Here is a 26904-nt window from a genome sequence, read left to right as displayed (position 1 = left end):
TGCGCCCGCTCACGACTCGATCAGGCCGCCCGTGTCCACCGCCTGCGTCGCCGTCGCCGCGCGTTCGGCGTCGTCGGCGACCTCCGCCGCCGTCAGGACGTAACCCGTCTCGGCGTCCGAGGTGGAGCGGGCGAAGACCACGCCGAAGACCCTGCCGTCGGTGGTCAGCAGCGGACCCCCGGAGTTGCCGGGCCGGACGGTCGAGCGGATCGAGTAGATCTCGCGGGTGACCGTCGCGTCGTTGTAGATGTTCCGGCCGATCGCGTCCACCCGGCCCGCGACCGTCGCCGCCTGGAGGTCGAGGCCGCCGTCCTGCGGATAGCCCGCGACCACCGCCGCGTCCCCGCGGGAGGCCGCCTCGTCGAAGCGCAGCAGCGGCGCGCGCAGGTTCGGGACGTACAGCACGGCCACGTCCTTGGCCGGATCGAACAGCACCACCCTCGCGTCGTACGAAGGACCCACGCCCCCGATGCGCACGGTCGGGTAGTCGATGCCCGCCACCACGTGCGCGTTGGTCATCACATGCTCGGCCGCGTACACGAACCCGCTGCCCTCGCGGCCCTGACTGCCCGCGGCGCCCTCGACCTTCACCGTGCTCAGCTTGGCCGCGCTGGTCGCGGCCGGCGTCACGTTGTCACCGGAGGGCCTGGCGACCTCGGCCGTCGACTCCGTCTCGAACGGGTTGAACACCTGCGGGAAGCCCGCCTGGGTGAGCGCGGACGTCGCCCGCGCGAACCACGCCGGGGTGGTGTCCGGCATCGAGTGCTGCACCGTGCCCAGCAGCCGGGACTCCCGGATAGCCGACGTCACCATCGGCGACGCCGACGCGCCCAGCACGCTCGCCGCCACCCACGACACGATCAGCACCGCCGCCGCGTTCGCCGCGGCCCCGCCGACCCCGTCGGCCACCCGCAACGGCCCCCGGTCCAGCTCCCTGCGCAGCCGCAACGCCAGCCGGCTCGCCAGCTCGTGCCCGACCGCCGCCGGCACCAGCACCGTGAGCACCGCCGTCACCGTCGCCGCCGTCGTACCCGTCGTCACCAGGCCCATCACCCACGGCAACGCCCAGACGCCCACCGCCGCGCCACCCACGAAACCGGCGAGCGAGACACAGCCGGCCACCAGTCCGCGCCGGTACCCCGAGGCCGCGTACGCCAGCATCACCAGCACCAGCAGGATGTCGAGCAGGTCCACGCGGCCGCCTTTCTCAGGGATCCTCTAGTACGTGCGGGACCGGCCCGGTGATCAGCCGTGATTCGGCCACACGCGCGGGGAGGACCTGACCGGTCACGCGTGCGTCTACCCGGAAAACGGTGCGGACAGGGACGATGGTTCCACCACGTGGCACACCACACATCGCGGACCGGCACGAACCCGCCGACAGTGGGACCATGCGTGCCATCCGACAGGCCGCCCACCTCAGGGCGCGAGGACGGCCCCCGGCGCGGCCGCCCAGGCCGCTCCTCGTGATCCTCGTCTGCCTGCCCGGGCTCGCCGTCCTCGCCCTGGCGCTGTGCGCGGACCGCGCCGAGCGCGCCGCCACCGCCCGCGCCCCGCACTCCGCCCGCTCCCGTCACACGGCGGCGCACCTCGCCCCCCGGCCGCCCGTCGAACCGCGCTCCGTCTGGCTCGCCGACCTCGCCGGCCGCACCCAGCCGCCGCCCCGCCTCGACGACCAGGTCGTCGCCGTCTTCGTCCACCACACCGACTCGCCCAACGCCTACGACTGCGCCGACGCGCCCCGCCTCATCCGCCACCTCTACGCCGGCCAGACCGGCGCCCGGGGCTGGGACGACATCGGCTACAACTTCCTCGTCGACCGCTGCGGAACCATCTACGAGGGCCGCGCCGGCGGGATCGACCGCGCCGTCACCGGCGCGCACACCCAGGGCTTCAACCACCGCACGGCGGGCGTCGCCGCGCTGGGCACCTTCACCGCCGGGACGCACGTGCCGCAGCCGATGCTCGACGCGATCGCGGCCCTCGCCGCCTGGAAGCTCGGCCCCGCCGGAATCGACCCCAGGGCGACGGTCCGGCTGACCTCCAGCAACAGCCGTAGCCGCTACGACGCCGGTGTCACCGTCTCCCTGCCCGCCCTCGCCGGCCACGACGACGGCTTCGAGACGACCTGCCCCGGCGCCGCCCTCACCGCGCGCCTGCCGGAGATCCGGCGGACGGCGGCCCGGCTCCAGGGCCGCACCGACGCCACCTCGGTCCCCGCGTCCACAGGAACGCTCACTCCTTGAACCGCTCCCACAGCCGGGGGTAGCGCTCGGCGAGGACGCGGGCGTTCTCGAAGTCGAGGGGCGTGTCCTCGGGTTCCGCCCGCGCGGGCGCGATGCCCAGGTCCGGGGCGACGGTCCCGGTGAGCTGCTCGTAGGCCTCGTCGGCCGCGTAGCCGAGTTCCTCGCCGTCGCCGTCGAGCTCCTCGTCGAAGTCGCCCAGCAGGTCGGCGAGCGAGTCCGGATCGTGCACCGCCCCCTCGTAGACCTCCCGGCCCTGGCCGATCAGCCAGCAGCGGAAGAAGTCGAAGGCGTCGTCGCTCGCCCCGTCCAGCAGCACCCAGGCGGCGCCCCACAGATCCCAGGTGTACGCGCGGTTGTAGCGGGCCTCGAAGTGACGGGCGAAGTCCAGCACCAGATCCGGGTCCAGCCGCAGCAGCCGGTCCACGAGCACGTCGGCCTGTTCCTCGGGGTCCCCCTCGGCGGCCTCACGGGCGGCGTCGACCAGCTCCCAGAACTCCGTCTCGTCCATCACGGGTCCCAGCATCGTGCCTGGAGGGGCGGGACGCACCCGGAGTGCGGCGCATTCACCGCCCCGGTACGGCTCCGTGAACGCCGCCCGGACAGGAACGGCCCAGGGGGTCGGGAAGGCGAGCCCTCCCGACCCCCTGGGCCTGTCTCCGACGGAACTACAGCCCGTACCGCCCCCGGGCCTCCTTCACGGCCGTCGCCTGCACCTCGCCCCGCTTCGCCAGCTGGGCCAGGGCCGCGACGACGATCGACGGCGCGTCGACGCCGAAGTGACGGCGGGCCGCCTCACGGGTGTCGGACAGACCGAAGCCGTCCGCGCCGAGCGAGGAGTAGTCCTGCTCGACCCACTGGGCGATCTGGTCGGGGACCTGGCGCATGTAGTCGGAGACCGCGAGCACCGGGCCCTCCGCGCCGTTCAGCGCCTGCCGGATGTACGGGACCCGCTCCTCGCCGCGCAGCAGGGCCGCGTCGGCCTCCAGCGCGTCCCGGCGCAGCTCCGTCCACGAGGTCGCCGACCACACGTCGGCGGCCACGCCCCAGTCCTCGGCGAGCAGCTTCTGCGCCGCGAGCGCCCAGTGGATCGCCGTACCGGAGCCGAGCAGCTGGACGCGCGGCGCGTTGGCAGCCGGGTTGAGCCCCGCCGACTCCGCGGTGTTGAAGCGGTACAGGCCCTTGATGATGCCCTCGTCGATGCCGAGGCCCGACGGCTTGGCCGGCTGCGGCATCGGCTCGTTGTAGACGGTGAGGTAGTAGAAGACGTCCTGGTCCTCACCGTCGGCCGCCTCGCCGTACATCCGGCGCAGACCGTCCTTGACGATCGTGGCGACCTCGTACGCGAACGCCGGGTCGTACGTCAGCGCCGCCGGGTTGGTCGCGGCGATGACCGGGGAGTGGCCGTCGGCGTGCTGGAGGCCCTCGCCGGTCAGCGTCGTACGGCCCGCCGTGGCGCCGACGAGGAAGCCGCGGCCGAGCTGGTCGCCGAGCTGCCACATCTGGTCGGCCGTGCGCTGCCAGCCGAACATCGAGTAGAAGATGTAGAACGGGATCATGGCCTCGCCGTGCGTCGCGTACGACGTGGACGCGGCGATGAAGTCGGCCATCGAACCGGCCTCGGTGATCCCCTCGTTGAGGATCTGGCCGTTCTGGGCCTCCTTGTAGTACATCAGCTGGTCGCGGTCGACCGGCTCGTACGTCTGGCCCTTGGGGGAGTAGATCCCGAGGGACGGGAAGAGCGACTCCATGCCGAAGGTGCGCGCCTCGTCGGGGACGATCGGCACCCAGCGCTTCCCGGTCTCCTTGTCGCGGACCAGGTCCTTGACCAGGCGGACGAAGGCCATCGTGGTGGCGACGTTCTGCGAGCCGGAGCCCTTGTCGAAGGAGGCGAACGCCTTCTCCGCGGGCGCGGGCAGCGGCGCGACCGGGTGCACGCGGCGGGCCGGGGCCGGGCCGCCGAGGGCCGCGCGGCGCTCCTGGAGGTAGCGGACCTCGGGCGAGTCGGCGCCGGGGTGGCCGTAGGGGACGACCCCGTCCTCGAACCGCGCGTCCGGGATCGGCAGTTCGAGCAGGTCGCGCATGGCCTTGAACTCGTCCACCGTCAGCTTCTTCATCTGGTGGTTGGCGTTCTTCGACGCGAAGCCCGGGCCGAGGGTGTGGCCCTTGACCGTCTGCGCCAGGATGACCGTCGGCGCGCCCTTGAACTCGACCGCGGCCTTGTAGGCGGCGTACACCTTGCGCGCCTCGTGGCCGCCTCGGGAGAGGTGGAAGCACTCGAGGATCTTGTCGTCGCTCAGCAGCTTCGCCATCTCGGCGAGCGCCGGGTCCTTGCCGAAGAAGTCCTCGCGGATGTAGGCGGCGTCGCGGGTCTGGTACGTCTGCACCTGGGCGTCCGGCACCTCGCGCAGGCGGCGGACGAGCGCGCCGGTGGTGTCGAGCTGGAGCAGCTCGTCCCAGGCGGTGCCCCACAGGGTCTTGACGACGTTCCAGCCGGCGCCGCGGAACTGGGCCTCCAGCTCCTGCACGATCTTGAAGTTGGCGCGGACGGGACCGTCGAGGCGCTGCAGGTTGCAGTTGATGACGAAGGTCAGGTTGTCCAGGCCCTCGCGGCTCGCCAGCGCGAGCGCGGCCGTCGACTCGGGCTCGTCCATCTCGCCGTCGCCGAGGAAGGCCCAGACGTGGGAGGCGGAGACGTCCTTGATGCCGCGGTTGGTCAGATAGCGGTTGAAGCGCGCCTGGTAGATCGCGGAGAGCGGGCCGAGGCCCATCGACACCGTCGGGAACTCCCACAGCCAGGGCAGCCGGCGCGGGTGCGGGTACGACGGGAGGCCGTTGCCCGCCGCCTCCTGGCGGAAGTTGTCGAGGTGGTGCTCGTTGAGCCGGCCGTCCAGGAAGGCGCGGGCGTAGATGCCGGGGGAGGCGTGGCCCTGGATGTAGAGCTGGTCGCCCGAGCCGGGGGAATCCTGCGATTCCTTGCCCTTGAAGAAGTGGTTGAAGCCGGTCTCGTAGAGCCAGGCCGCGGAGGCGAAGGTGGCGATGTGGCCGCCGACGCCGTGCTTGCTGCCCCTGGTCACCATCGCGGCCGCGTTCCAGCGGTTCCAGGCGGTGATCCGGGCCTCCAGCGCCTCGTCGCCGGGGGCGGCGGGCTCGGCGGAGGTGGGGATGGTGTTGACGTAGTCCGTCTCGAGCAGCTTGGGCAGCGCGATGCCGTTGCCCTCGGCACGCTCCAGCGTGCGCCGCATCAGGTACGCGGCACGGTGCGGCCCGGCCGCCTGGGCGACCGCGTCCAGCGAGGCCTGCCATTCGGCGGTCTCCTCCGGGTCCCGGTCGGGGAGCTGGTCGAGCGCGCTCGGCTGGTTGGCGTGGGGGTCGGTCATGTCGCCGCCTTCCTCAGTCGAAGGGGGTTCCCTCATCGGTCGGGGATCGGGGTGCCCTTGTTCTTGGCAGGACAGGGCGGTGGGGCTCGGGTGAGAGCCCGTCGGCGACAATAACCCGGTGATCGATGATCGATCAAAGGGTTGCGGGGCAAAACCTCTTGATCACGAGAAAGTCGGCACGGGGTGTCTCCGACGGGGGCACGGGGTGTCTTTGTGGGCGGAGTTTCTGCAGGTGAGGTTGGCTGGTGGGTGTGGGTGTGGGTGCGGGTGCGGGTGCGGGTTGTGGGGGCTGGTCGCGCAGTTCCCCGCGCCCCTTGGGGGTTGTCGCTGGGCTGGGGGAGCGTTGGCGTCGGCTTGGGGGATTCGGGTGCGGGTCCGTGGGGGTTTGTCGCGCAGTTCCCCGCGCCCCTAGGGGAGTTGTCGCTGGGGTGGGGGAGCGTTGGCGTCGGATATGGGGATTCGGGTGCGGGGCCGTGGGGGCTGGTCGCGTAGTTCCCCGCGCCCCTTGGGGAGTTCCCCGCGCCCCTGTCAGGGGGTCGGGTCTGCTGCTCGGGGGGCGCAGCCGAGGACGTGGTTCTTCACCAGGCGGCCTATGTCGGGGTCGCGGTTCTGGAAGGCTTCCACCAGGGCCTGGTGCTCCTCCGCGTACGACTGCTGGACCGTGCCCAGCCAGCGGATCGACAGAGCCGTGAAGACCTCGATGCCCAGGCCCTCCCAGGTGTGCAGCAGCACCGAGTTGCCCGCCGCGCGCACCAGTTCGCGGTGGAAGCCCACTGTGTGCCGCACCTGACCGGTGCCGTCGGCGGCGCGGTCGGCCTCGTAGAGCGCCGCCACGTGCGTCTCCAGGGCCGAGCAGTCCTCCGCCAGCCGCGCGGCCGCCAGCTCCGCCGCGATCGCCTCCAGGCCGGCCCGGACCGGGTAGCTCTCCTCCAGGTCGGCCGCGGTCAGGTTCCGCACCCGGACGCCCTTGTTCGGCGCGGACTCGATCAGCCGCAGCGATTCCAGCTCGCGCAGCGCCTCCCGCACCGGTGTCTGGCTGACCTCCAGCTCGGTGGCGATCCGCCGCTCCACGATCCGCTCGCCCGGCTTCCAGCGACCGCTGACGATCCCCTCCACGATGTGCTCGCGGATCTGTTCGCGCAGCGAGTGGACGACGGGCGCGGTCATGTGTGCTCCTTAGCGAGGGGCCGCGCATCGGCCCCTGGGGCGGCGGTGACGTGGAGAAACAATACGGCCGTCAGCCCGTGCCGGAAGGTGCGCGGGGGCGCTTTCCCGCAGGTGAGACGAGACTTACACGCCTGGGTAACACGACGGCGCCCCCACCGGAAGCCCGAGGGCTTCGGCGGGGGCGCCGTACGACCGTGCGCGGGTCGGCGGAAGGGCTCAGAGGCCGAGCTCGACCTCGAACTCGCCGGCCTCCAGGATCGCCTTCACCGCGGTCAGGTAACGCGCGGCGTCGGCGCCGTCCACCAGACGGTGGTCGTAGGACAGGGTCAGGTACGTCATGTCGCGGACGCCGATGACCGTGCCCTCCTCCGTCTCGATGACGGCCGGACGCTTCACCGTGGCCCCGATGCCGAGGATCGCGACCTGGCCCGGCGGCACGATGATCGTGTCGAAGAGCGCACCGCGCGAACCGGTGTTGGAGATGGTGAAGGTCGCGCCGGACAGCTCGTCCGGGGTGATCTTGTTGGCGCGGACCTTGCCCGCGAGCTCCGCCGTGGCCTTGGCGATGCCGGCGATGTTGAGGTCGCCCGCGTGCTTGATGACCGGGGTCATCAGGCCCTTCTCGGAGTCCACCGCGATCCCGACGTTCTCGGAGTCGAAGTAGGTGATCGTGCCCTCGGCCTCGTTGATCTTGGCGTTGATGACCGGGTGGGCCTTCAGCGCCTGGGCCGCCGCCTTCACGAAGAACGGCATCGGCGAGAGCTTGACGCCCTCGCGCGCGGCGAAGGAGTCCTTGGCCTTGGCGCGGAGCTTCATCAGGCGGGTGACGTCGACCTCGACGACCGAGGACAGCTGCGCCTGCTCGTGCAGCGCCTTGACCATGTTGTCGCCGATGACCTTGCGGATGCGCGGCATCTTGACGGTCTGGCCACGGAGGGGGGAGGCCTCCAGGGTGGGCGCCTTCTTCGCGGCCGGGGCAGCGGCGGCGGCCGGGGCCGGAGCGGCGGCGGCGGCCTTCGCGGCCTCGGCGGCGGAGAGCACGTCCTGCTTGCGGATCCGGCCGCCCACGCCGGTGCCCTTGACGGAGCCCAGGTCGACGCCGTTCTCGGCGGCGAGCTTGCGCACCAGCGGGGTCACGTACGCGCCGTCGTCACCGGCGCCCGAGGCGGCGGGGGCGGGCGCGGCCGGGGCCGCCGGGGCGGGAGCCGGTGCGGGCGCGGGAGCCGGAGCGGACGGGACCGGCTCGGGAGCCGGAGTGGTCTGCTGCTGCGGGGCCGGAGTCGTGGGCGCCTGCGGAGCCGGGGCCGGAGCGGCGGGCGCCGCCGGGGCCGGAGCGGGCGCGGCCGGGGCGGGGGCCTCGGCGGCCGGAGCCGGGGCGGCGGGGGCCGGAGCGGCGGCCGGAGCCGCGCCCGGGGCGCCGATGACGGCCAGCTTGGCGCCGACCTCGGCGGTCTCGTCCTCGCCGACGACGATCTCCAGCAGCACACCGGAGGTGGGCGCCGGGATCTCGGTGTCGACCTTGTCCGTCGACACCTCCAGCAGCGGCTCGTCGGCCTCGACGGAGTCGCCGACCGACTTCAGCCAGCGGGTGACGGTGCCCTCGGTGACGGACTCGCCCAGCGCGGGCAGGACCACGTCGGTGCCCTCGGCGGAACCGCCGCCGGCAGCCGCCTCGGCGGTGGGAGCGGGGGCCGGGGCCTCCTGCTCGGTGGAGGGGGCGGCCGCGGCCGGCTCGGGAGCGGGCTCGGCGACCGGCTCGGCGGCCGGGGCCGGGGCGGCGGCCGGCGCGCCGGTGCCGTCGTCGATGAGGGCCAGCTCGGCGCCGACCTCCACGGTCTCGTCCTCGGCGACCTTGATGGAGGCCAGGACGCCGGCGGCGGGCGAGGGGATCTCGGTGTCGACCTTGTCGGTCGACACCTCCAGCAGCGGCTCGTCGGCCTCGACGCGCTCGCCCTCGGCCTTCAGCCAGCGGGTGACAGTGCCCTCGGTGACGCTCTCGCCGAGCGCCGGAAGGGTTACGGAAACCGCCATGGTTTCTGTTGCTCCTTACGAATTGCGGAAGTCTGGATCGTCGCTTCGTCGACCGAGGGGTCAGTCGTGCGCGTGCAGCGGCTTGCCCGCGAGGGCCAGGTGCGCCTCGCCGAGCGCCTCGTTCTGCGTCGGGTGGGCGTGGACGAGCTGGGCGACCTCGGCCGGCAGCGCCTCCCAGTTGTAGATCAGCTGGGCTTCGCCGACCTGCTCGCCCATGCGGTCGCCGACCATGTGGACGCCGACCACGGCGCCGTCCTTGACCTGGACGAGCTTGATCTCGCCCGCGGTCTGGAGGATCTTGCTCTTGCCGTTGCCCGCCAGGTTGTACTTCAGAGCGACGACCTTGTCCGCGCCGTAGATCTCCTTGGCCTTGGCCTCGGTGATGCCGACGGAGGCGACCTCGGGGTGGCAGTACGTCACCCGCGGGACACCGTCGTAGTCGATCGGTACGGTCTTCAGGCCGGCCAGGCGCTCCGCCACCAGGATGCCCTCGGCGAAGCCGACGTGCGCGAGCTGGAGCGTGGGCACCAGGTCGCCGACGGCGGAGATGGTCGGGACGTTGGTGCGCATGTACTCGTCGACGAGGACGTAGCCGCGGTCCATCGCGACGCCCTGCTCCTCGTAGCCGAGGCCCTGCGAGACCGGGCCGCGGCCGACGGCGACCAGCAGCACCTCGGCCTCGAACTCCTTGCCGTCGGCGAGGGTGACCTTGACGCCGTCCTGGGTGTACTCGGCCTTGTCGAAGAAGGTGCCCAGGTTGAACTTGATGCCGCGCTTGCGGAAGGCGCGCTCGAGGAGCTTGGAGGAGTTCTCGTCCTCGACCGGGACGAGGTGCTTCAGACCCTCGATGACGGTCACGTCCGCGCCGAAGGACTTCCACGCCGAGGCGAACTCGACGCCGATGACACCGCCGCCGAGGATGATCGCGGACTTCGGCACGCGGTCCAGGACGAGGGCGTGGTCGGAGGAGATGATCCGGTCGCCGTCGATCTGCAGGCCCGGCAGCGACTTGGGCACGGAGCCGGTCGCCAGCAGGATGTGACGGCCCTGGATGCGCTTGCCGTCCACGTCGACGGAGGTCGGGGACGACAGCCGTCCCTCGCCCTCGATGTACGTCACCTTGCGGGAGGCGACGAGTCCCTGGAGGCCCTTGTACAGGCCGGAGACGACGCCGTCCTTGTACTTGTGGACCCCGGCGATGTCGATGCCCTCGAAGGTCGCCTTGACGCCGAACTGCTCGCTCTCACGGGCCTGGTCGGCGATCTCGCCCGCGTGCAGCAGGGCCTTCGTGGGGATGCAACCCCGGTGCAGGCAGGTCCCGCCGACCTTGTCCTTCTCGATCAGGGCGACGTCCAGGCCCAGCTGCGCCCCGCGCAGTGCCGCGGCGTAACCGCCGCTGCCGCCGCCGAGGATCACTAGGTCGAAAACGGTGCTGGCGTCGTTCGCCACGTCACGTCCTCCATGCATGTGCGCCGTGCGCCGGTCGTCGCTGACCGCCGGCGGCTGGTGTCCGGCCGCTCTTTCTCCGGCCCTGTGGTGGGGGCCCTGTCCTGCCGAGCCCCATCTTTGCACTTGTGGGAGACCGACGAGACGCCGGGCTGCTGTGTGAGACACCCCACCGGTCCGACAAAAGGGGCGCGGGGAACTGCGCGACCAGCCACTTACGGTCCGCACCCGCCACGTGACAGGTCGGCCCGAGTGACGAGGCGCACAGCCCCCGCCCCCGGGGGGATCAGCCCAGGTCACCCGCGGCGGTCAGCTCCGCGAGCCGCACCAGCGTCCGCACAGCCGTCCCCGTCCCGCCCTTGGGCGTGTACCCGAAAGGCCCGCCCTCGTTGTACGCGGGCCCGGCGATGTCCAGGTGCGCCCAGGCGATCCCCTCGCCCACGAACTCCCGCAGGAACAGCCCCGCGACGAGACCGCCGCCCATCCGCTCGCCCATGTTCGCGATGTCGGCGGTGGCCGAGTCCATCCCCTTGCGCAGGTGCTCGGGCAGCGGCATCGGCCACGCCGGCTCGCCGACCTCCTCCGCCGCCTCGTACACCGCGGAGCGGAACGCGTCGTCGTTGGCCATGACGCCGAACGTCCGGTTGCCCAGCGCCAGCATCATCGCGCCGGTGAGGGTCGCGACGTCCACGATCGCGTCGGGCTTCTCCTGCGAGGCCGCCCACAGCGCGTCGGCGAGGACGAGGCGTCCCTCGGCGTCGGTGTTGAGCACCTCAACCGTCTTGCCGCTGAACATCCGCAGCACGTCGCCGGGGCGGGTGGCGGAGCCGGAGGGCATGTTCTCGGCCAGCGCCAGCCACGCGGTGACGTTGACGTCGAGACCGAGCCGCGCGACGGCGACGACGGCGGCGAAGACCGCCGCGGCGCCGCTCATGTCGCACTTCATCGTCTCGTTGTGGCCGGCCGGCTTCAGCGAGATGCCGCCCGAGTCGTAGGTGATGCCCTTGCCGACGAAGGCGAGGTGCTTCTTCGCCTTGGACGAGGTGTACGACAGCTTCACCAGGCGCGGGGCCGACGCGGAACCGGCGCCGACGCCGAGGATGCCGCCGTAGCCGCCCTTGGTGAGCGCCTTCTCGTCGAGGATCTGGATCTTCACGCCGTGCGCCTTGGCCGCGTCCTGCGCGATCGCGGCGAACGCCTCGGGGTTGAGGTCGTTCGGCGGCATGTTGATCAGGTCGCGGGCGCGGTTGAGCTCCTCGGTGACGGCGCCGGCGCGGGCGAGCGCGGCCTTGTGGGCGGCGTCGCGCGGCTTGCCGCCGAGCAGGACGGCCTCGGCGAGCGGGGCCTTGCCGTTCTTGGCCTTGGGGTCCTTGGCCTGCTGCTTGTAGGCGTCGAAGGAGTAGGCGCCCAGTCCGACGCCCTCGGCGACGGCGCCGAGGTCGGCGGCGTCCGTCACGGGCAGGGCGAAGGCGGCCTTCTTGGCGCCGGCGAGGGTGCGGGCGGCCACACCGGCCGCCTTGCGCAGGGCTTCGGCGTCGTAGGAGGCGTCCTTCTCGGGCTCCCCGCCCAGACCCACCGCCAGCACGAGCGGCGCCTTGAAGCCGGCCGGGGCGGGCAGCTTCGTCACCTCTCCCTCGGCGCCGGTGGCCCCGAGGGTCTCCAGGACGGCGGCGAGCCGGCCGTCGTAGGCCTTGTCCACGGCCTCGGCGCCCGGGGCGACGACCAGGTTCGACGACCTGGAGGCAGGGCCCTTGGCGACACCGATCACGATCGCGTCGGCCCGCAGGCCGGGCGCCGCGGCGGTGCTGAGAGTGAGAGCAGTCACGGTGGTGAAATCTCGCTTCCGATGTGAAGTTGCGGTGGCCGAAAGTGGTGGGCCGACCGGACCCGACAGCCGACCCTAGATCCGGGCCGGGGGAGCGGTCGTCACCGGGGGTGTGTCCCACCGGCGCGGCGAACCGATGGGGCGGACCCCGCAATGAGCCTACGCGTGCGCGTGCGGTCGCTCACGCACGCGGGTGTCAACCAGGCTGCGGCGCCACGGCCCTGAGCCGATCCTCGCACCCCGCCAGCCCCGCCACACATGACAAACAGGACAGTCGTGAAGGCCCGCGGAGTTGCCCTAGCCGCCCAGGCAGAGGGCGATCAGGGACGTGGTCGCCGCCGTCTCCGCGACGGCGCCGAAGACGTCCCCGGTGACGCCGCCGAAGCGGCGGACCGAGTGGCGCAGCAGGAGTTCGGCGGCGGCGACGGCGAGGACGACCGCGAGGGCCGCGCGGACGGCGTCGTACGGGCCCGTGAGCGCGCCACCGGCGGCCGCGGCGGCGACGCAGACGGCCGCCACGGCCGCCGCCCGCCGGGCCGGGACCGCCCCGGCGACCGCCGCGCCCAGCCCCTCCGGCCGGGCGGCCGGCACGCCGGTGCGGGCGGCCAGGGTGAGCGCCAGCCGGGCCGCGACCGCCGAGACGACGGCGGCGGTCGCGCCGCGCGTCCAGGAGGCGTCGTAGAGCCGCGCCAGCGCGGCGACCTGGGCGAGCAGCGTGAAGAGCAGGGTGAGCACGCCGAACGGCCCGATGTCCGACTGCTTCATGATCCGCAGCGCGTCCTCGGCGGGACGGCCGCTGCCCAGGCCGTCCGCGGTGTCGGCGAGCCCGTCCAGGTGCAGACCGCGCGTCAGGACGGCGGGCACGGCGGCGGAGGCGACCGCGGCGAGCAGCGGGCCCGCGCCCGCGAGCAGGGCCGACAGCCCCAGCACGGCCGCGCAGCCGCCGACGACCACCCCGACCGCGGGGGCCGCGGTCATGCCCCCGCGCGCGGCCGAACGGTCCCAGCGGGTCACCCGGACCGGCAGCACGGTCAGCGTGCCGAAGGCGAACCGCAGGCCGTCCGGGGCGGAGGCGGCGGACGGCGGGACGGGCGGCGAGGCGGGCGGCGGGGGTGTGGACACCGGCGCAGGTTACCCGGCGGTCGGACGGGCGGCCGAGGAGCGCCGGGATCAAAATGCGCATATGGGAGATTGGCTGCAGCGCAACATCGTCGAGCCGGGCAAGCTCCCGCTGCTCCTCGCCCTCACCGCCTTCGTCCTGACCTTCGTCGTCACCCGGACGGTCACCCGTCTGATCCGCGCCGGGAGGGGGCCGTTCGGCAACGTCAGCGCGGGCGGGCTGCACATCCACCACGTCGTGCCCGGCGTGATCCTGACCGTCCTCGGGGGCTTCGGCGCGGTGGCCGGCGGTCAGCACGGCTTCGGCTCGGCCGCCTTCGCGGTCGTCTTCGGCGTAGGCGCGGGCCTCGTCCTCGACGAGTTCGCGCTGATCCTGCATCTGGCCGACGTGTACTGGACGGAGGCGGGCCGGCAGAGCGTGGAGGCCGTCGTGCTGACGGCGGCCCTCGTGGGCCTGATGCTGGTGGGCTTCTCGCCGTTCGGCGTCAACGACCTGACCGCGGACGAACTCCAGGACCGCGGCACCGTGATCGCGACCGTCGGCGGCAACTTCCTCGTCGCCCTCGCCGCGCTCACCAAGGGCAAGCTGAAGATGGCGATCTTCGGGGTGATCGTCCCGTTCATCGCCCTCATCGGCTTCGTCCGCCTCGCACGCCCCGGCTCGCCCTGGGCCCGCCGCTTCTACCGCCACCGCCCCCGGGCCCGGGCGAAGGCCGCACTCCGCGCCTACCACCACGACCGCCGCTGGAGCGGCCCCACCCGGGCCATGGCCAACTGGCTCGGCGGCAAACCGACGCCGGAACTGGAATCGGCGAGCCACAAGTAGGCCTGCCGGCCGGACCCGGGGCTGCAACGGCCTGTGCGCTCGACGGGGGCTCACCCCTCGGCCTGAACGGCCTTCCCCGGCTCGGCTCCATCGCCGGCCGCGACCGGCTTCTCCAGGTCCAGGCTCTCGCCGGCCGCGACCGGCTTCTCGGCGAGCTGTGAGCAGGCCTGCCGGCCGGGCCTGGGGCTGCAACGGGCCTGGGTGCTCGACGGGGTCTCAGCCCTCGGCCTGAGCGGCCCTCTCCGGCTCGGCCTCACCGCCGGCCGCGGCCGGCTTTTCGGCGAGCCACGAGCAGGCCTGCCGGCCGGGCCTGGGACTCCAAGGGTTCTGGGCGCTCGGCCGGGGCTCACCCCTCGGCCTGAACGGCCTTCCCCGGCTCGGCCTCATCGCCAGTCGTAGCCGGCTTCTCCAGGTCCAGGCTCTCGCCGGCCGCGGCCTGCTTCTCCGGCTCCGGTTCCGGCTCCGGCTTCTCCGGGAGTTCGGCTGCCAGGGCCGACGCCGCCTGTACCAGGGGGAGGGCCAGCAGCGCCCCCGCGCCCTCGCCCACCGTCACGCCCTGGTCCAGCAGGGGCTCCAGCGCCATCCGGTCCAGCGCCTTCGCCTGCCCGGGCTCCCCGCTGCGCTGCCCGGCCAGCCACCAGTCCGGCGCCCGGAACGCGATCCGCTGTCCGACGAGCGCACAGGCCGCCGCCACCACCCCGTCCAGGACCACGGGCAACTTCCGTACGGCGCACTGCAGCAGAAAGCCCGTCATGGCCGCCAGGTCGGCCCCGCCGACCGTCGCCAGCAGCCGCAACTGCTCCCCGAGCACCGGCCGCGCCCGCCGCAACGCGTCCCGGATCGCCGCGCACTTGCGCATCCAGGCGAGGTCGTCGATCGCCTCACCGCCCCGCCCGGTCACCACCGACGCGTCCGTCCCGCACAACGCGGCGACCAGCACGCCCGCCGCCGTCGTCCCGCCGACGCTGACGTCGCCCAGCACCACCAGGTCCGTCCCGGAGTCCGCCTCCTCGTCGGCGACCGCCACCCCGGCCAGGAACGCGGCCTCCGCCTCCTCGAGCGTCAGCGCGTCCTCGACGTCGATACGGCCGCTGCCGCGCCGCACCCGGTGCCGTACGACGTCCTCGGGGAACGCGCCCGGATCGCAGTCCAGCGACATGTCCACGACCCGCACCGGCACCCCCAGCCGGCGCGCCAGCACCGACACCGGACGGCCGCCCTCCAGCACCTCCCGCACCAGCTCCGCCGCGCTCCCCGCGGGCCGCGCCGAGACGCCCAGTTCGGCGACCCCGTGATCACCGGCGAACAGCACCACCCGCGGCCGCTCGACGGGCCGCACGGGCACCGAACCCTGAGCCGCCGCCAGCCACTCGCCCAGGTCGTCCAGGCGCCCCAGCGAGCCGGGCGGCACGCTCCGCCGCTCCCGGCGCGCCTCCGCGTCGCGTCGCACCCCGCCGTCGGGGCGCTCGATCAGGTCGGTGAAGTCGTCGAGATTCAGCGAGCTCATTCGCCGAACAGTACCGGCACTGATCGAACGCTTCAGCGCCACTCGACCACCACACCCCCACGACGTCGTTGCACCCCCGATCGCGATCCCATACGTTCCGGTTTGCCATGAATCTCCATATTTGACCGCCTTCCCCCCTCTGCCCACCCGATGTCCCAGTGCTTCCCCCTCCCCGGAGCCGCTCATGCCCCCCAGGCCCATCCACGAGCCGCGCCGCGACGACTGCCCCTGGTGCGGCTCGAAACGGCTGCGCACCCGGCTGCGCGCCCCCGACCTGCTGCACCACCGGCCCGGGACCTTCGTGGTCGACGAGTGCCTCGACTGCGCGCACGCCTTCCAGAACCCGCGCCTGACCGCCGAGGGGCTCGCCCTCTACCTGCGCGAACCGGAGGCGGGCAGCGGCCGCGGCCTCACGGAACGCGTCCTCGCCGCCCGCACGAGCCGGCGGCGCCTGAGAGCCGTCGCCCGGACGATGCTGCGCTTCCCCGAGCCGGAGAGCTGGCTGGACGTCGGCACGGGACACGCGCTGTTCCCGCAGGCGGCCAAAGAGGTGTTCCCCTACACGGCGTTCGACGGCCTGGACCCCACGCCCCGGGTGGAGCGGGCGAGATGGGCCGGCCGGATCGAGGAGGCCCACGTCGGCCGTCTGACGACACCCGGGATCACCGCCCGCCTGCGGGGCCGCTACGACGTCGTCAGCATGCTGCACCACCTGGAGCACACTCCGGACCCCCGGGAGGAACTCGCCGCAGCCCTCGCCGTGTTGCGGCCCGGCGGGCGTCTCCTCCTCGAACTCCCGGACCCGCTCAGCGCGTTCGCCCCGCTGCTCGGCAAGTGGTGGGCGCCGCACGGCCAGCCGCGCCACCTCCACCTCCTCCCCCTCGCCAACGTCCGCGCCGAACTGGAGTCGCGGGGCTGCACGATCGTCGCGGCCGACCGCAGCGCCGCCCACGTCCCCCACGACCTCACCGCCGCCCTCGTGCTCTCCCTCCCGCGCGCCCGCCAGGTCACCCCCCTCCTGGCGGCCGCCACAGCCCTCGACCACAGCCTCTCCCCGGTGCTGCGCCACACCCGCTTCAGCAACACCTACCGCCTGATCGCCCGGCTCCCCTGAACCGGCGGCGCGCACCGCACGCCCCGGCCCGCGGGCCCCTCATCCCCGCAGAACGACCCCCTGCCCCGCCACCACCAGCACCACCTGCTCGCACTCGCCGGCCACCGCCGCGTTCAGCCTCCCCAGCTCGTCCCGGTAGCGCCGCCCGGAGGCCGTGGCCGGCACGATCCCCGACCCCACCTCGTTGGAGACCAGCACCACCGTCCGCCGGGTCGCCCGCAGGGCCCCCGCCAGCTCCGCGACCCGCCTGCGCAGCTCCCGCTCACCGCCGCCCGCCCACTCCGCGTCGTCCCACGCCCCGACGGAGTCCATCGCGTCCGTCAGCCACAGGGAGAGGCAGTCGATCAGCAGCGCGGGCCCGTCCTCGCCCAGCAGCGGCACCAGGTCGCACGTCTCCGCCGTCCGCCACGACCCCGGCCGCCGCTCCCGGTGCAGGGCCACCCGGGCCGCCCACTCCCCGTCCCCGCCCCGCGTCCCCCCGGTCGCCACGTACAGGACGTCGGGGAAGGACTCCAGCCGCCGTTCCGCCTCGACCGACTTCCCCGACCGCGCCCCGCCCAGCACCAGCGTCCTGCGCGGCACGTCCGGCACGGCCGACACGTTCTCGTACGAGCCCGCCGTCAGCGTCGACCCGTCCGGCACCGCCCGCGCGCCCGCCGCCGCGAGCCGCCGCCGCGTCTCCGCGCCCGGTGGCACGTCGTGGTCGAGGTGGACCGCCACGACGTCCGTCGTCGGCCCGACCGCGCCCACCGCCCGCAGCTTCGCCAGCGCGTCCGGCCGCCCCACCACGTCCGCGAGGACGATGTCGTAGCGCCCGTCGGCGTCCACCGGCTCATGGAGTCCGGCCGGCGCGCCGCCCGGCGGGAGATACAGCAGCCGCTGCCCGTCCGGCCCGGTCACCGCGTACCCGGTGCCGGGCGCGTCCAGCGCGACCGCCCGCACCCGATGCCCCGTCAGCTGCGTCAACTCCCGTCCGTCCGGCACCCGTCCGGGCTGCGGCAGTCCGGCCGGCACCTCCACCGGCGGCCCGTCGTGCGGGTGCGACAGCAGCACCTGCCGCACCCCGGTCAGCGAACGCCCCGCCCGCGCCGCCGCGAACGCCGCGCCCGGCGTCAGGTCCAACAGCAGCGCGCCGTCCACGAGAACGGCGGTCGCCGCACGCGCGTCCGCCCCGAGCGAGGTCGCGCAGACCGCGCACGGACAGTCGGGGCGGGGGAGTCCCGCGGGGGCGCCGGTACCGAGCAGAGTGACTTCCACGAACCGATTTTCGCTTGTCGCCGCCGGTCTTGCGCATCCGACTAGGCTGCGAGCAGGAGCCGGACCAAGATCCGGCTTCTGCGTTGTTCGCGCTCGATACGTTGGAGGTGTACATGGCGGCATGGACGTGGCGGTTCGAGAAGGCCGACGGCACGGAGGTCCAGCCCGCGGTGGAGCCCGAGGAGTTCACCACTCAGGGGGACGCCGAGTCCTGGATCGGGGAGCACTGGAAGGCCCTGCTCGAAGGCGGCGCAGACCAGGTGCGGCTGTTCGAGGACACCACCGAGATCTACGGCCCGATGAACCTGCACGCCGACGAGTCGTAACCCCCACGAGCTGGGGCGGCCACCCACCCCGGCCGCCCCACCTGCGGCCCGCTCCGGCCGGCGTCTCTCAGCCCCTGACGCCGCACAGGTGCAGCAGAGCCGCTATCCGGCGGTACGGGTCCGTGCGGCCTGCTCGTTCCTCGGCGGCCAGCAGGGCTTCCACGTCGGCCGGGATCTCCGCCCCGTCCGCCGCCAGGTCCGTGAACACCCGGACGCCGTACCAGGCCTGGAGCGGCGCGCCGATGCCGGCGAGGGTCGCCGTCAGCGTGTCCAGGCGGTCCGCCCGCACCTCCAGGCCGAGCCGGTTGCGATAGGAGACGGTGTCGAAGGCGGCCTGGGCGCCCGCCCAGTCGCCGGCCAGGCCGGGCCGCAGGGCGAGCGCGTCGCCGTTGCGGACGAGCAGCGACAGCAGCCCGCCCGGGGCCAGCACCCGCGCCAGCCCCGCCAGCAGCGGGTCCGGCTCCTCGACGTACATCAGCACGCCGTGGCACAGCACGATGTCGAAACTGCCCGGCAGGAAGTGCACGCCGGTGTCCCGGCCGTCCCCCTCGATGATCCGCATCCGCTCCCGGATGCCCTCCGGCTCCCCGGACAGGGCCGTGCGGGCCGCGGCGATCATCGTCGCGTCCTGCTCCAGGCCCGTCACCCGGTGACCGAGCCGGGCCAGCCGCAGCGCCTGCGTGCCCTGGCCCATCCCGACGTCGAGCACGCGCAGCCGCTGCCCGACCGGGTAGCGCCCGGCTATCTGCTCGTCGAGCTGGCGGGCCACCAGCTCCTGCCGCACCACGTCACGCAAGCCGCCCAGCGTGTTCAGCCAGGCCTGCGCCGCACCCCCGGAGAAAGAAGCAGCGCTCAGGGCCGCGCTCCACGCTTGACCTGCGGCTTGGGCAGCCGCAGCCGACGCATCTGGAGGGAGCGCATCAGCGCGTACGCCACCGCGCCGCGCCGGTTCTCGTCGGGGAAGCGCTCGGCGAGCCGCTTCTTCAGACGGAAGCCGGTGACGATGGAGTCCAGCACGATGAGCACGATCACCACGAGCCACAGCAGCAGCGCCATGCTCTGCAGGGAGGCCACCCGGACCATGCTCAGCACGAGGATGACCACGGCCATGGGCAGGAACCACTCCGCCACGTTGAACCGCGAGTCGACGAAGTCGCGCGCGAACCGGCGCACCGGACCCTTGTCCCGGGCCGGCAGATACCGCTCGTCGCCCCCCGCCAGCGCCTGACGCTGCCGCTCCATCTGGGCGCGGCGCTCGTCGCGCTGACGCTTGGCGGCCTCCTTGCGCGTCATCGAAGTGTTGGCGACGCTGCGGCGCTGGGACTGGGCCACGCTGCGCTTGGGCGTGGGCCGGCCCTTCGGGGCCTGCGGGTCGCGGGGCTGCTTGGAGTCGGTCAGCGGCGCCTTGTCGGCGACTGCGGCCTTCTCTTCCTTGGCACGGCTACGGAACACAAAACCCAAGGGTAAGCGCTTCTCGGGCATGGACCCCAGCCCGGCGGGGAACGATCCGGCAACACCAGTCGTCTCAAGTGGGGACAGACCGGGCGGAGACGGGGTGAGAGGGGGCACCCGATGCCCCCCGCTCACCCTGAGGAGCGCCTACTCCCCAGGCGGGAGCCAAGGCTTCACCAGTCGTCCTTGGGGATGAGCGCATCCGTCTCCGAACAGTGCGTCAATGGATGCAGGGCCCGTACTGTGGGTCCTGTCGCAGACCTGTGAGCTGGAGTCCGTCAGAAGGGGGCGCGCGAAGCCCATGAGCGGTGTCATGAAGCGTATGGGGATGATCTTCCGCGCGAAGGCGAACAAGGCCCTTGACCGGGCCGAGGACCCGCGCGAGACCCTCGACTACTCGTACCAGAAGCAGCTGGAGCTCCTTCAGAAGGTCCGCCGCGGCGTCGCCGACGTGGCCACCTCCCGCAAGCGGCTGGAACTCCAGCTCACCCAGCTCCAGTCGCAGTCCTCCAAGCTGGAGGACCAGGGCCGCAAGGCGCTCGCGCTCGGCCGGGAGGACCTCGCCCGCGAGGCGCTCTCCCGCCGCGCCGCCCTCCAGCAGCAGGTCACCGACCTGGAGACCCAGCACGCCACGCTCCAGGGCGAGGAGGAGAAGCTCACCCTCGCGGCCCAGCGGCTCCAGGCCAAGGTCGACGCCTTCCGCACCAAGAAGGAGACCATCAAGGCCACCTACACCGCGGCCCAGGCGCAGACCCGCATCGGCGAGGCGTTCTCCGGCATCTCCGAGGAGATGGGCGACGTCGGCCTCGCCATCCAGCGCGCCGAGGACAAGACCGCCCAGCTCCAGGCCCGCGCCGGCGCCCTCGACGAGCTCCTCGCCTCCGGCGCCCTCGACGACCCCACCGGCATCGCCAAGGACGACCTCCAGGCCGAGCTGGACCGCCTCTCCGGTGGTACGGATGTAGAGCTGGAGCTCCAGCGCATGAAGGCCGAGCTCGCCGGCGGCCCCTCCGCCGGGCAGCAGGCCATCGAAGGCGGCACGAGCCAGCAGGCGCAGCCCCAGCAGCAGCCGCAGGACACCCCGCGCTTCGACAAGCAGTAGCCCGGCGCCGGGACCGCACTCCGAGGAGGGCGCATGATCGTACGGATCATGGGGGAGGGCCAGTGGACGCTGGCCGACTCCCATCTGAGCGAGCTGGACATGCTGGACGACGAGCTGCTGAAGGAGATGGAGGGCGGCGACGCCGACGGCTTCCGCCGCACCCTCGGCGCCCTCCTGCACGCCGTTCGCCGCCTCGGCGAGCCCCTCCCGGACGAGACCCTGGAACCCTCGGAACTCATCCTCCCGGCCCCGGACGCCAGCCTGGAGGAGGTCCGCGCGATGCTGAGCGACGGCGGACTGATCCCGGGCTGAAGCTTCGGTGTCGGGGGCTTCCGGCCCGTCCGGGGGTCCCCTCCGAGGGAGATCGAGTCTTCAGGGCCGATGCGGGGGATGGGGGCGGCAGCCCCCGGCAACGTCCACCGGAGCGACGCTCACTCACCACCGCGACGTCCACTCGAAGCGGCGCCCACTGTAAAGGCACGGCACCTTGACACCCCTCGCCCGAGCCCAGCGCCAGTTGAGAGCCCACCCCCTGGCCGCCGACGCCACCCTCGCCGCGGGCGTCCTGGTCTGCATGCTGGCCGGCTCCTTCGTCGACCCGCACGGCGAGCGCGGCGTCAGCTGGAGCCTGCGCACCCCCGACCCGCTGAGCCTGCTGCTCATGACCCTCAGCGCCGCCGCTCTCGTCTTCCGGCGCAGCGCCCCCATGACGGTCCTCGCCGTCACCGGCAGCCTCTCCCTCGTCGAGTCCGTCACCGGCGACCCCCGTGCGCCGGTCGCGATGTCCGCCGTCGTCGCCCTGTTCACCGTCGCCGCCGCCACCGACCGCGCCACCACATGGCGGGCCGGCCTGGTCACCATGACCGTCCTCACCGGCGCGGCCATGCTCGCCGGCCCGCTGCCCTGGTACGCCCAGGAGAACCTGGGCCTGCTGGCCTGGACCGGCATCGGCGCCACCGCCGGCGACGCCGTCCGCAGCCGCCGGGCCGCGCTCCAGGCCATCCGGGAGCGGGCCGAACGCGCCGAACGCACCCGCGAGGAGGAGGCCCGCCGCCGGGTCGCCGAGGAGCGCCTGCGCATCGCCCGCGACCTGCACGACGTCGTCGCCCACCACATCGCCCTGGTCAACGTCCAGGCCGGGGTCGCCGCCCACGTCATGGACAAGCGGCCCGACCAGGCCAAGGAGGCCCTCGCGCACGTCCGCGACGCCAGCCGCTCCGCGCTGAACGAACTGCGCGCCACCGTCGGCCTGCTCCGCCAGTCCGGCGACCCCGAGGCCCCCACCGAACCCGCCCCCGGCCTGGACCGCCTCGACGAGCTCGCCGGCACCTTCCGCAGCGCCGGCCTCCAGGTGGAGGTCGCCCGCGACGACCAGGACACCGCGCTCCCCGCCGCCGTCGACCTGGCCGCCTACCGGATCATCCAGGAGGCGCTGACCAATGTGCGCAAGCACGCCGGGGACCACGCCAAGGCCGAGGTCAGCGTCGTCCGCGTCGGCCCGCACATCGAGGTCACCGTCCTCGACGACGGCTCCGGCGACGCCCCGGCGCAGCAGGCCGGCGGCGGCCACGGCCTGCTCGGCATGCGCGAACGCGTCACCGCCCTGCGCGGGACCCTCACCGCCGGTCCGCGCTACGGCGGCGGCTTCCGCGTCCATGCCGTCCTGCCGCTCAAGACACCCAGCGCCGCCGCAGCAACGGAGGACCCCGTATGAGCATCCGTGTCCTGCTCGCCGACGACCAGGCACTGCTGCGCAGCGCCTTCCGTGTGCTCGTCGACTCCGAGCCCGACATGGAGGTGGTCGGCGAGGCGTCCGACGGCGCCGAGGCGGTGCGGCTGGCCAAGGAACGCGAGGCCGACGTCGTCCTGATGGACATCCGCATGCCCGGCACCGACGGCCTCGCCGCGACCCGCCTGATCAGCGCCGACCCGACGCTCACCGACGTACGCGTGGTGATCCTGACGACGTTCGAGGTCGACGACTACGTGGTGCAGTCGCTGCGCGCGGGCGCCTCCGGCTTCCTCGGCAAGGGCAGCGAGCCCGACGAACTGCTGAGCGCCATCCGGGTCGCCGCGGGCGGCGACGCCCTCCTGTCGCCGGCCGCCACCAAGGGCCTGATCGCCCGCTTCCTCGCCCAGGGCGACCCCGACGACATCCGCGACCCCGCCCGCGCGCGGGCGCTTGACGCCCTGACCGTCCGTGAGCGGGAGGTCCTCGTCCAGGTCGCCGGCGGCCACTCCAACGACGAGATCGCCGAACGCCTGGAGGTCAGCCCGCTGACCGTGAAGACGCACGTCAACCGGTCCATGGCCAAACTGGGCGCCCGCGACCGCGCCCAACTCGTGGTGATCGCCTACGAGTCCGGGCTGGTCCGCCCGAGAGCGGACTGAGCCCCGACGCCGACTCCGGCGGCGCCGATTCCCTTTCCAGGGCGGGGGTTTCCTATCCTGTGAGCTCGAACTGCTCTGCGGGGAAGGGGGACCGGGGCGGTGGCGCTGCACAAGGACGACCCGAAGTCGCTCGGCGGGTACCGGATCGTCGACCGGCTCGGCGCCGGCGGCATGGGCGTCGTCTACCGGGCCGTGTCCGGGTCGGGCCGCGAGCTCGCCGTCAAGGTGGTGCACGCCCAGTACGCCGAGGACGCCGTCTTCCGCACCCGTTTCCGGCAGGAGATCGATGCCGTCCGCAAGGTGAGCGGCGCCTTCACCGCGCCCGTCGTGGACGCGGACCCGGAGGCCGTACGGCCGTGGATGGCCACCCAGTACGTGCCCGCGCCCTCGCTCGCCGCCCGGATCCGCGACGAAGGCCCGCTCAGGCAGCCGGAGTTGCGCCGGCTCGCCCTGGGACTGGTGGAGGCGCTGCGGGAGATCCACCGGGCCGGGGTCGTCCACCGCGACCTCAAGCCGGGGAACGTCCTGATGGCCGAGGACGGGCCCCGCGTCATCGACTTCGGCATCTCCCGGGCGACGGAGAACCAGACGCTGACCGAGACCGGCCACTTGATCGGCACCCCGCCGTTCATGTCCCCGGAGCAGCTCACCGACGCCCGCACGGTCGGGCCGCCCTCGGACGTCTTCTCCCTCGGCGCGCTCCTGACGTTCGCGGCGACGGGCCGCGGCCCCTTCGACGCGTACAGCCCGTACCTGACGGCGTACCGGGTGATGAACGAGCAGCCGGACCTGACCCGTCTGCCCCAGTCCCTCCGAACGGTCGTGGCCCACTGCCTGGCCAAGAACCCGGACGAGCGCCCCGAACTGGCCGACCTGCTGAAGCAGTTCGCGGCCGCGCTGCCGGAGCCGCACCCGGACGACGGGGCGACGATGACCCTGCGGTTGCCCGCCCCCGCCCCCGCCCCCGCCCCGGCTCCCGCCCCTGCGGCCTCGGTAGCCTCGGCCGGGCGCACCTCGCGTCCGCGCACGACGCCCGTCGTCGTCGGCCTCCTGAGTGTCCTCGTCGTCGCGCTCACCGCTTACCTTGTCAACGGCCCGCTGAAGGGTGGCGGGGCGACGAAGACAGGCGTCTCGGGCTCCGGGGAGTCCCGGTGGGGGACCCTGCCGGAAGGCTGGAAGCCCTGGCGGGCGACGGTGTACGACTCAGCCGCCGCCGGTGTCGTGAGGGCACCCGGCGAAGCGGACCCGGCATCGCAGGGCGGATCGCCGTCTTGTGCCCTGAGCGAGGGCGCTCTCTACTGCGGGGGCCCAGCGACGTTGCCGACCCGGGTGGACGCGCGGACCGGCAAGACGCTCTGGCGAGCCGACTCGGTGCCCTCGGGGGTGCCCGCAAAGCGATACGGGAGCCTGGTCATCGCAGCGCGGGGCTCGGTGGTGCTGGTGCAGCAGGTGGTCTCGAACGCCGCGGGGAACGATCAGACGACCAGCCTGGTCGGCCTCGCCACGGACAGCGGTCGGCCGCGGTGGACCCGCATGCTGGGCATGGCGGGCGGGGCGTTCTTCGATCCGACTCTCATCGGCGATCTGCTTCTCCTCCCGGCCGGCGGAGCCCGGGTGACCGCCCACTCGCCGATCGACGGGACGGAGCGCTGGACCGCTGCCCTGCCCGCCGACCACGTCTGCGCGTTGCACGACGTCGAGGGACGCCCGTATGCCGCCTGCTTCGACCGCGATGTGGACGGCGGTGACGGCAGCCGGCTCGTCGTCGTCGCCGTCGATCCGACGGACGGCAGCACCCGGACTGTGACGTCCGTCCCGTTCGACGGCGTCTATCTGGGCACCGCTGACGACCAGTTGGTCTTCGCGGGATTCCACGACCGCGAGAGGAGCTACAAGGATCAGGGTTTCACCCAGCTCGTGCTGATCGACCCCGAGACCGGCTCCCGGCGCACGGTGCAACTGGAGGGCGAGCCCCGGGGAAAGCCCGCGTTGGCGCACGGTGTGCTGTGCTTCGCCTCCACCAGCGGCCAAGTGACGGCGATGTCGCCCACGACCGGCGAGCGGCTGTGGCAGACCGCGACGACCGTGGACCAGCCCGACCGTCCGGTGGTCGACGGACGAGGGGAGACGGTGTACACGGCCAGCGCCAGCGGACGCGTGGCGGCCCTCGACATCGGCGACGGCACTCTGCTGTGGGAGTCCTTCCCCCGCGCCGAGAGAGTGGGCAACGGCTACTCGGGCTACGACTCGGCGAACATCTACTTCGACCAAGGTGCGCTGGTGGTGTCCACCCCTGACGGCACGCTGTTCAGCCTCGACCCGGCGAACCCGCGACGCGGGGCGTCGGAGTGACCAGCCACTCCGACGCCCGCCTTCGGCACACGTCTACGGCAGCGCCAGCATCCGCTCCAGGGCCAGCTTCGCGAACGCCTCCGTCTCCTTGTCGACCTCGATGCGGTTGACCAGCTTGCCCTCGGCCAGGGACTCCAGGGTCCACACCAGGTGGGGCAGGTCGATGCGGTTCATGGTCGAGCAGAAGCACACCGTGCGGTCGAGGAAGACGATCTCCTTGCCCTCGGGAGCGAAACGGTTCGCCAGCCGCCGCACGAGGTTCAGCTCGGTGCCGATCGCCCACTTCGAGCCGGCCGGGGCGGCCTCCAGCGCCTTGATGATGTACTCGGTCGAACCCACGTAGTCCGCCGCGGCCACGACCTCGTGCCGGCACTCGGGGTGGACCAGCACGTTCACGCCGGGTATGCGGGCGCGGACGTCCTCCACCGACTCCAGGCTGAAGCGGCCGTGCACCGAGCAGTGGCCCCGCCACAGGATCATCTTGGCGTTCCGCAGCTGCTCGGCGGTGAGGCCGCCGTTCGGCTTGTGCGGGTTGTAGATCACGCAGTCGTCCAGGGACATGCCCATGTCGCGGACGGCGGTGTTGCGGCCCAGGTGCTGGTCCGGCAGGAAGAGGACCTTGTCGCCCTGCTCGAAGGCCCAGTCCAGGGCCCGCTTCGCGTTCGACGACGTGCAGATCGTGCCGCCGTGCTTGCCGGTGAACGCCTTGATGTCCGCGGAGGAGTTCATGTACGACACCGGGACGACCTGCTCGGCGATGCCCGCCTCGGTCAGCACGTCCCAGCACTCGGCGACCTGCTCGGCCGTGGCCATGTCGGCCATGGAGCAGCCGGCGGCGAGGTCGGGCAGCACGACCTTCTGGTCGTCGGAGGTGAGGATGTCCGCGGACTCCGCCATGAAGTGCACACCGCAGAACACGATGTACTCGGCGTCGGGGCGCGCGGCCGCGTCCCGGGCCAGCTTGAAGGAGTCTCCCGTGACGTCGGCGAACTGGATGACCTCGTCGCGCTGGTAATGGTGCCCCAGGACGAAGACCTTGTCCCCGAGCTTCTCCTTGGCGGCGCGGGCCCGCTCCACCAGGTCCGGGTCGGACGGGGAGGGGAGGTCGCCGGGGCAATCGACGCCCCGCTCGCTCTTCGGGTCGGCCTCCCGGCCGAGCAACAACAGGGCGAGGGGAGTCGGCTGTACGTCGAGCTCCGGGGTTGGGGCGGTGGTCACGGCACGCACCCTTTCTACTTTTCGTCGATCTGACGTTATCTATGATAACCCGCTTCACGTCACTTTGACGATGGTCATTGCGTCGATGTGACGTGAATCCCTGGCCCACCCGGGCGGACACTGTGCGCTCCCACGCGTGTGTGCGAGC

The 26904-nt window shown here is 73.0% G+C and carries 22 protein-coding genes; 9 read left to right on the top strand and 13 right to left on the bottom strand.

Annotated features, from left to right (window positions below; translation table 11 throughout):
• Positions 1-9: 9 nt before the first annotated feature.
• Positions 10-1194 carry a MarP family serine protease gene (locus ACFYXA_RS14845; protein ID WP_352253536.1) on the bottom strand — a complete coding sequence of 395 codons (1185 nt, stop codon included), beginning with the start codon at positions 1192-1194 and terminating at the stop codon, positions 10-12.
• A gap of 197 nt (positions 1195-1391) precedes the next feature.
• On the opposite strand from ACFYXA_RS14845, the gene ACFYXA_RS14840 reads away from it, so the two are divergent.
• The gene (locus ACFYXA_RS14840) at positions 1392-2246 is read left to right on the top strand and encodes a peptidoglycan recognition protein (protein ID WP_389032512.1); all 855 of its coding nucleotides are present in this window, start codon (positions 1392-1394) and stop codon (positions 2244-2246) included.
• Here the strand turns inward: ACFYXA_RS14840 and ACFYXA_RS14835 are convergent.
• From ACFYXA_RS14835 to ACFYXA_RS14805, 7 genes are all read right to left on the bottom strand, one after another.
• Entirely contained in the window at positions 2236-2754 is a 519-nt protein-coding gene (locus tag ACFYXA_RS14835) for a DUF4240 domain-containing protein (RefSeq protein ID WP_389033401.1), read from the bottom strand. The two genes, ACFYXA_RS14840 and ACFYXA_RS14835, sit on opposite strands and share 11 nt — an antisense overlap.
• Before the next feature lie 157 nt (positions 2755-2911).
• The gene (gene aceE, locus ACFYXA_RS14830; protein WP_389032509.1) at positions 2912-5623 is read right to left on the bottom strand and encodes a pyruvate dehydrogenase (acetyl-transferring), homodimeric type; all 2712 of its coding nucleotides are present in this window, start codon (positions 5621-5623) and stop codon (positions 2912-2914) included.
• Positions 5624-6151: 528 nt separating this feature from the next.
• Complete coding sequence (locus ACFYXA_RS14825) at positions 6152-6790, bottom strand: GntR family transcriptional regulator (protein ID WP_130437130.1); 639 nt, start codon at positions 6788-6790, stop codon at positions 6152-6154.
• 216 nt (positions 6791-7006) lie between these two features.
• Positions 7007-8821 (bottom strand): 2-oxoglutarate dehydrogenase, E2 component, dihydrolipoamide succinyltransferase, encoded by a 1815-nt coding sequence (gene sucB / locus ACFYXA_RS14820; protein WP_389032505.1) that lies wholly within the window; start codon positions 8819-8821, stop codon positions 7007-7009.
• Positions 8822-8881: 60 nt separating this feature from the next.
• Complete coding sequence (lpdA, locus tag ACFYXA_RS14815) at positions 8882-10270, bottom strand: dihydrolipoyl dehydrogenase (protein ID WP_351093326.1); 1389 nt, start codon at positions 10268-10270, stop codon at positions 8882-8884.
• A 283-nt stretch (positions 10271-10553) separates the two neighbouring features.
• Positions 10554-12092 carry a leucyl aminopeptidase gene (locus ACFYXA_RS14810; protein ID WP_352253685.1) on the bottom strand — a complete coding sequence of 513 codons (1539 nt, stop codon included), beginning with the start codon at positions 12090-12092 and terminating at the stop codon, positions 10554-10556.
• Between the two features lie 297 nt (positions 12093-12389).
• Positions 12390-13214 (bottom strand): adenosylcobinamide-GDP ribazoletransferase, encoded by an 825-nt coding sequence (locus ACFYXA_RS14805; RefSeq protein ID WP_389032501.1) that lies wholly within the window; start codon positions 13212-13214, stop codon positions 12390-12392.
• Positions 13215-13275: 61 nt separating this feature from the next.
• Between ACFYXA_RS14805 and ACFYXA_RS14800 the strand changes: the two genes are divergently transcribed.
• The gene (locus ACFYXA_RS14800; protein WP_389032498.1) at positions 13276-14037 is read left to right on the top strand and encodes a hypothetical protein; all 762 of its coding nucleotides are present in this window, start codon (positions 13276-13278) and stop codon (positions 14035-14037) included.
• A gap of 346 nt (positions 14038-14383) precedes the next feature.
• Here ACFYXA_RS14800 and cobT read toward each other — a convergent pair whose 3' ends face one another.
• Positions 14384-15544 (bottom strand): nicotinate-nucleotide--dimethylbenzimidazole phosphoribosyltransferase, encoded by a 1161-nt coding sequence (gene cobT / locus ACFYXA_RS14795; protein ID WP_389032495.1) that lies wholly within the window; start codon positions 15542-15544, stop codon positions 14384-14386.
• Between the two features lie 184 nt (positions 15545-15728).
• Here cobT and ACFYXA_RS14790 point away from each other — a divergent pair, with 184 nt between their 5' ends.
• On the top strand, positions 15729-16658 hold the full coding sequence (locus tag ACFYXA_RS14790; protein WP_351093316.1) for a class I SAM-dependent methyltransferase: 930 nt from the start codon (positions 15729-15731) through the stop codon (positions 16656-16658).
• Positions 16659-16697: 39 nt separating this feature from the next.
• Here the strand turns inward: ACFYXA_RS14790 and ACFYXA_RS14785 are convergent, their stop codons facing one another.
• A complete protein-coding gene (locus ACFYXA_RS14785; protein ID WP_389032491.1) occupies positions 16698-17915 on the bottom strand; it encodes a bifunctional adenosylcobinamide kinase/adenosylcobinamide-phosphate guanylyltransferase in 1218 nt (405 codons plus the stop codon).
• Between the two features lie 113 nt (positions 17916-18028).
• Here ACFYXA_RS14785 and ACFYXA_RS14780 point away from each other — a divergent pair, with 113 nt between their 5' ends.
• Positions 18029-18241, top strand: a complete 213-nt coding sequence (locus ACFYXA_RS14780; RefSeq protein ID WP_130437139.1) for a hypothetical protein — start codon at positions 18029-18031, stop codon at positions 18239-18241.
• Between the two features lie 67 nt (positions 18242-18308).
• Here the strand turns inward: ACFYXA_RS14780 and ACFYXA_RS14775 are convergent, their stop codons facing one another.
• Both ACFYXA_RS14775 and ACFYXA_RS14770 read right to left on the bottom strand, forming a co-directional pair.
• Positions 18309-19010, bottom strand: coding sequence for a methyltransferase domain-containing protein (locus ACFYXA_RS14775; RefSeq protein ID WP_352246364.1), 702 nt, complete (start codon positions 19008-19010; stop codon positions 18309-18311).
• Between the two features lie 83 nt (positions 19011-19093).
• Entirely contained in the window at positions 19094-19723 is a 630-nt protein-coding gene (locus tag ACFYXA_RS14770) for a DUF3043 domain-containing protein (RefSeq protein WP_130437140.1), read from the bottom strand.
• A 271-nt stretch (positions 19724-19994) separates the two neighbouring features.
• On the opposite strand from ACFYXA_RS14770, the gene ACFYXA_RS14765 reads away from it, so the two are divergent.
• From ACFYXA_RS14765 to ACFYXA_RS14745, 5 genes are all read left to right on the top strand, one after another.
• On the top strand, positions 19995-20795 hold the full coding sequence (locus tag ACFYXA_RS14765; RefSeq protein WP_130437141.1) for a PspA/IM30 family protein: 801 nt from the start codon (positions 19995-19997) through the stop codon (positions 20793-20795).
• 33 nt (positions 20796-20828) lie between these two features.
• The gene (locus ACFYXA_RS14760) at positions 20829-21107 is read left to right on the top strand and encodes a hypothetical protein (RefSeq protein ID WP_352246351.1); all 279 of its coding nucleotides are present in this window, start codon (positions 20829-20831) and stop codon (positions 21105-21107) included.
• A 175-nt stretch (positions 21108-21282) separates the two neighbouring features.
• Positions 21283-22509, top strand: a complete 1227-nt coding sequence (locus ACFYXA_RS14755) for a sensor histidine kinase (protein ID WP_389032485.1) — start codon at positions 21283-21285, stop codon at positions 22507-22509.
• Positions 22506-23186 (top strand): response regulator, encoded by a 681-nt coding sequence (locus ACFYXA_RS14750; protein ID WP_389032482.1) that lies wholly within the window; start codon positions 22506-22508, stop codon positions 23184-23186. The genes ACFYXA_RS14755 and ACFYXA_RS14750 overlap by 4 nt, the downstream gene beginning before the upstream one ends.
• Positions 23187-23285: 99 nt before the next feature.
• Positions 23286-25538, top strand: a complete 2253-nt coding sequence (locus ACFYXA_RS14745) for a PQQ-binding-like beta-propeller repeat protein (RefSeq protein ID WP_389032479.1) — start codon at positions 23286-23288, stop codon at positions 25536-25538.
• Between the two features lie 33 nt (positions 25539-25571).
• On the opposite strand, the gene nadA is transcribed toward ACFYXA_RS14745, so the two are convergent.
• Positions 25572-26756, bottom strand: coding sequence for a quinolinate synthase NadA (gene nadA / locus ACFYXA_RS14740; RefSeq protein WP_389032476.1), 1185 nt, complete (start codon positions 26754-26756; stop codon positions 25572-25574).
• Positions 26757-26904: the final 148 nt, after the last annotated feature.

This window comes from Streptomyces sp. NPDC002566 (genome assembly GCF_042889585.1).
Lineage (GTDB): Bacteria > Actinomycetota > Actinomycetes > Streptomycetales > Streptomycetaceae > Streptomyces.
Note: the sequence above shows the minus strand (reverse complement) of the source record. Positions and strands in the feature narration are given on the sequence as shown.

Bases quoted from the DNA above. Each gene is read 5' to 3' on its own strand.
- ACFYXA_RS14840 (WP_389032512.1), top strand. From the start codon at position 1,392: ATGCGTGCCATCCGACAGGCCGCCCACCTCAGGGCGCGAGGACGGCCC.
- ACFYXA_RS14835 (WP_389033401.1), bottom strand. From the start codon at position 2,754: ATGGACGAGACGGAGTTCTGGGAGCTGGTCGACGCCGCCCGTGAGGCC.
- aceE (WP_389032509.1), bottom strand. From the start codon at position 5,623: ATGACCGACCCCCACGCCAACCAGCCGAGCGCGCTCGACCAGCTCCCC.
- ACFYXA_RS14825 (WP_130437130.1), bottom strand. From the start codon at position 6,790: ATGACCGCGCCCGTCGTCCACTCGCTGCGCGAACAGATCCGCGAGCAC.
- sucB (WP_389032505.1), bottom strand. From the start codon at position 8,821: ATGGCGGTTTCCGTAACCCTTCCGGCGCTCGGCGAGAGCGTCACCGAG.
- ACFYXA_RS14800 (WP_389032498.1), top strand. From the start codon at position 13,276: ATGGGAGATTGGCTGCAGCGCAACATCGTCGAGCCGGGCAAGCTCCCG.
- cobT (WP_389032495.1), bottom strand. From the start codon at position 15,544: ATGAGCTCGCTGAATCTCGACGACTTCACCGACCTGATCGAGCGCCCC.
- ACFYXA_RS14790 (WP_351093316.1), top strand. From the start codon at position 15,729: ATGCCCCCCAGGCCCATCCACGAGCCGCGCCGCGACGACTGCCCCTGG.
- ACFYXA_RS14780 (WP_130437139.1), top strand. From the start codon at position 18,029: ATGGCGGCATGGACGTGGCGGTTCGAGAAGGCCGACGGCACGGAGGTC.
- ACFYXA_RS14770 (WP_130437140.1), bottom strand. From the start codon at position 19,723: ATGCCCGAGAAGCGCTTACCCTTGGGTTTTGTGTTCCGTAGCCGTGCC.
- ACFYXA_RS14765 (WP_130437141.1), top strand. From the start codon at position 19,995: ATGAGCGGTGTCATGAAGCGTATGGGGATGATCTTCCGCGCGAAGGCG.
- ACFYXA_RS14760 (WP_352246351.1), top strand. From the start codon at position 20,829: ATGATCGTACGGATCATGGGGGAGGGCCAGTGGACGCTGGCCGACTCC.
- ACFYXA_RS14750 (WP_389032482.1), top strand. From the start codon at position 22,506: ATGAGCATCCGTGTCCTGCTCGCCGACGACCAGGCACTGCTGCGCAGC.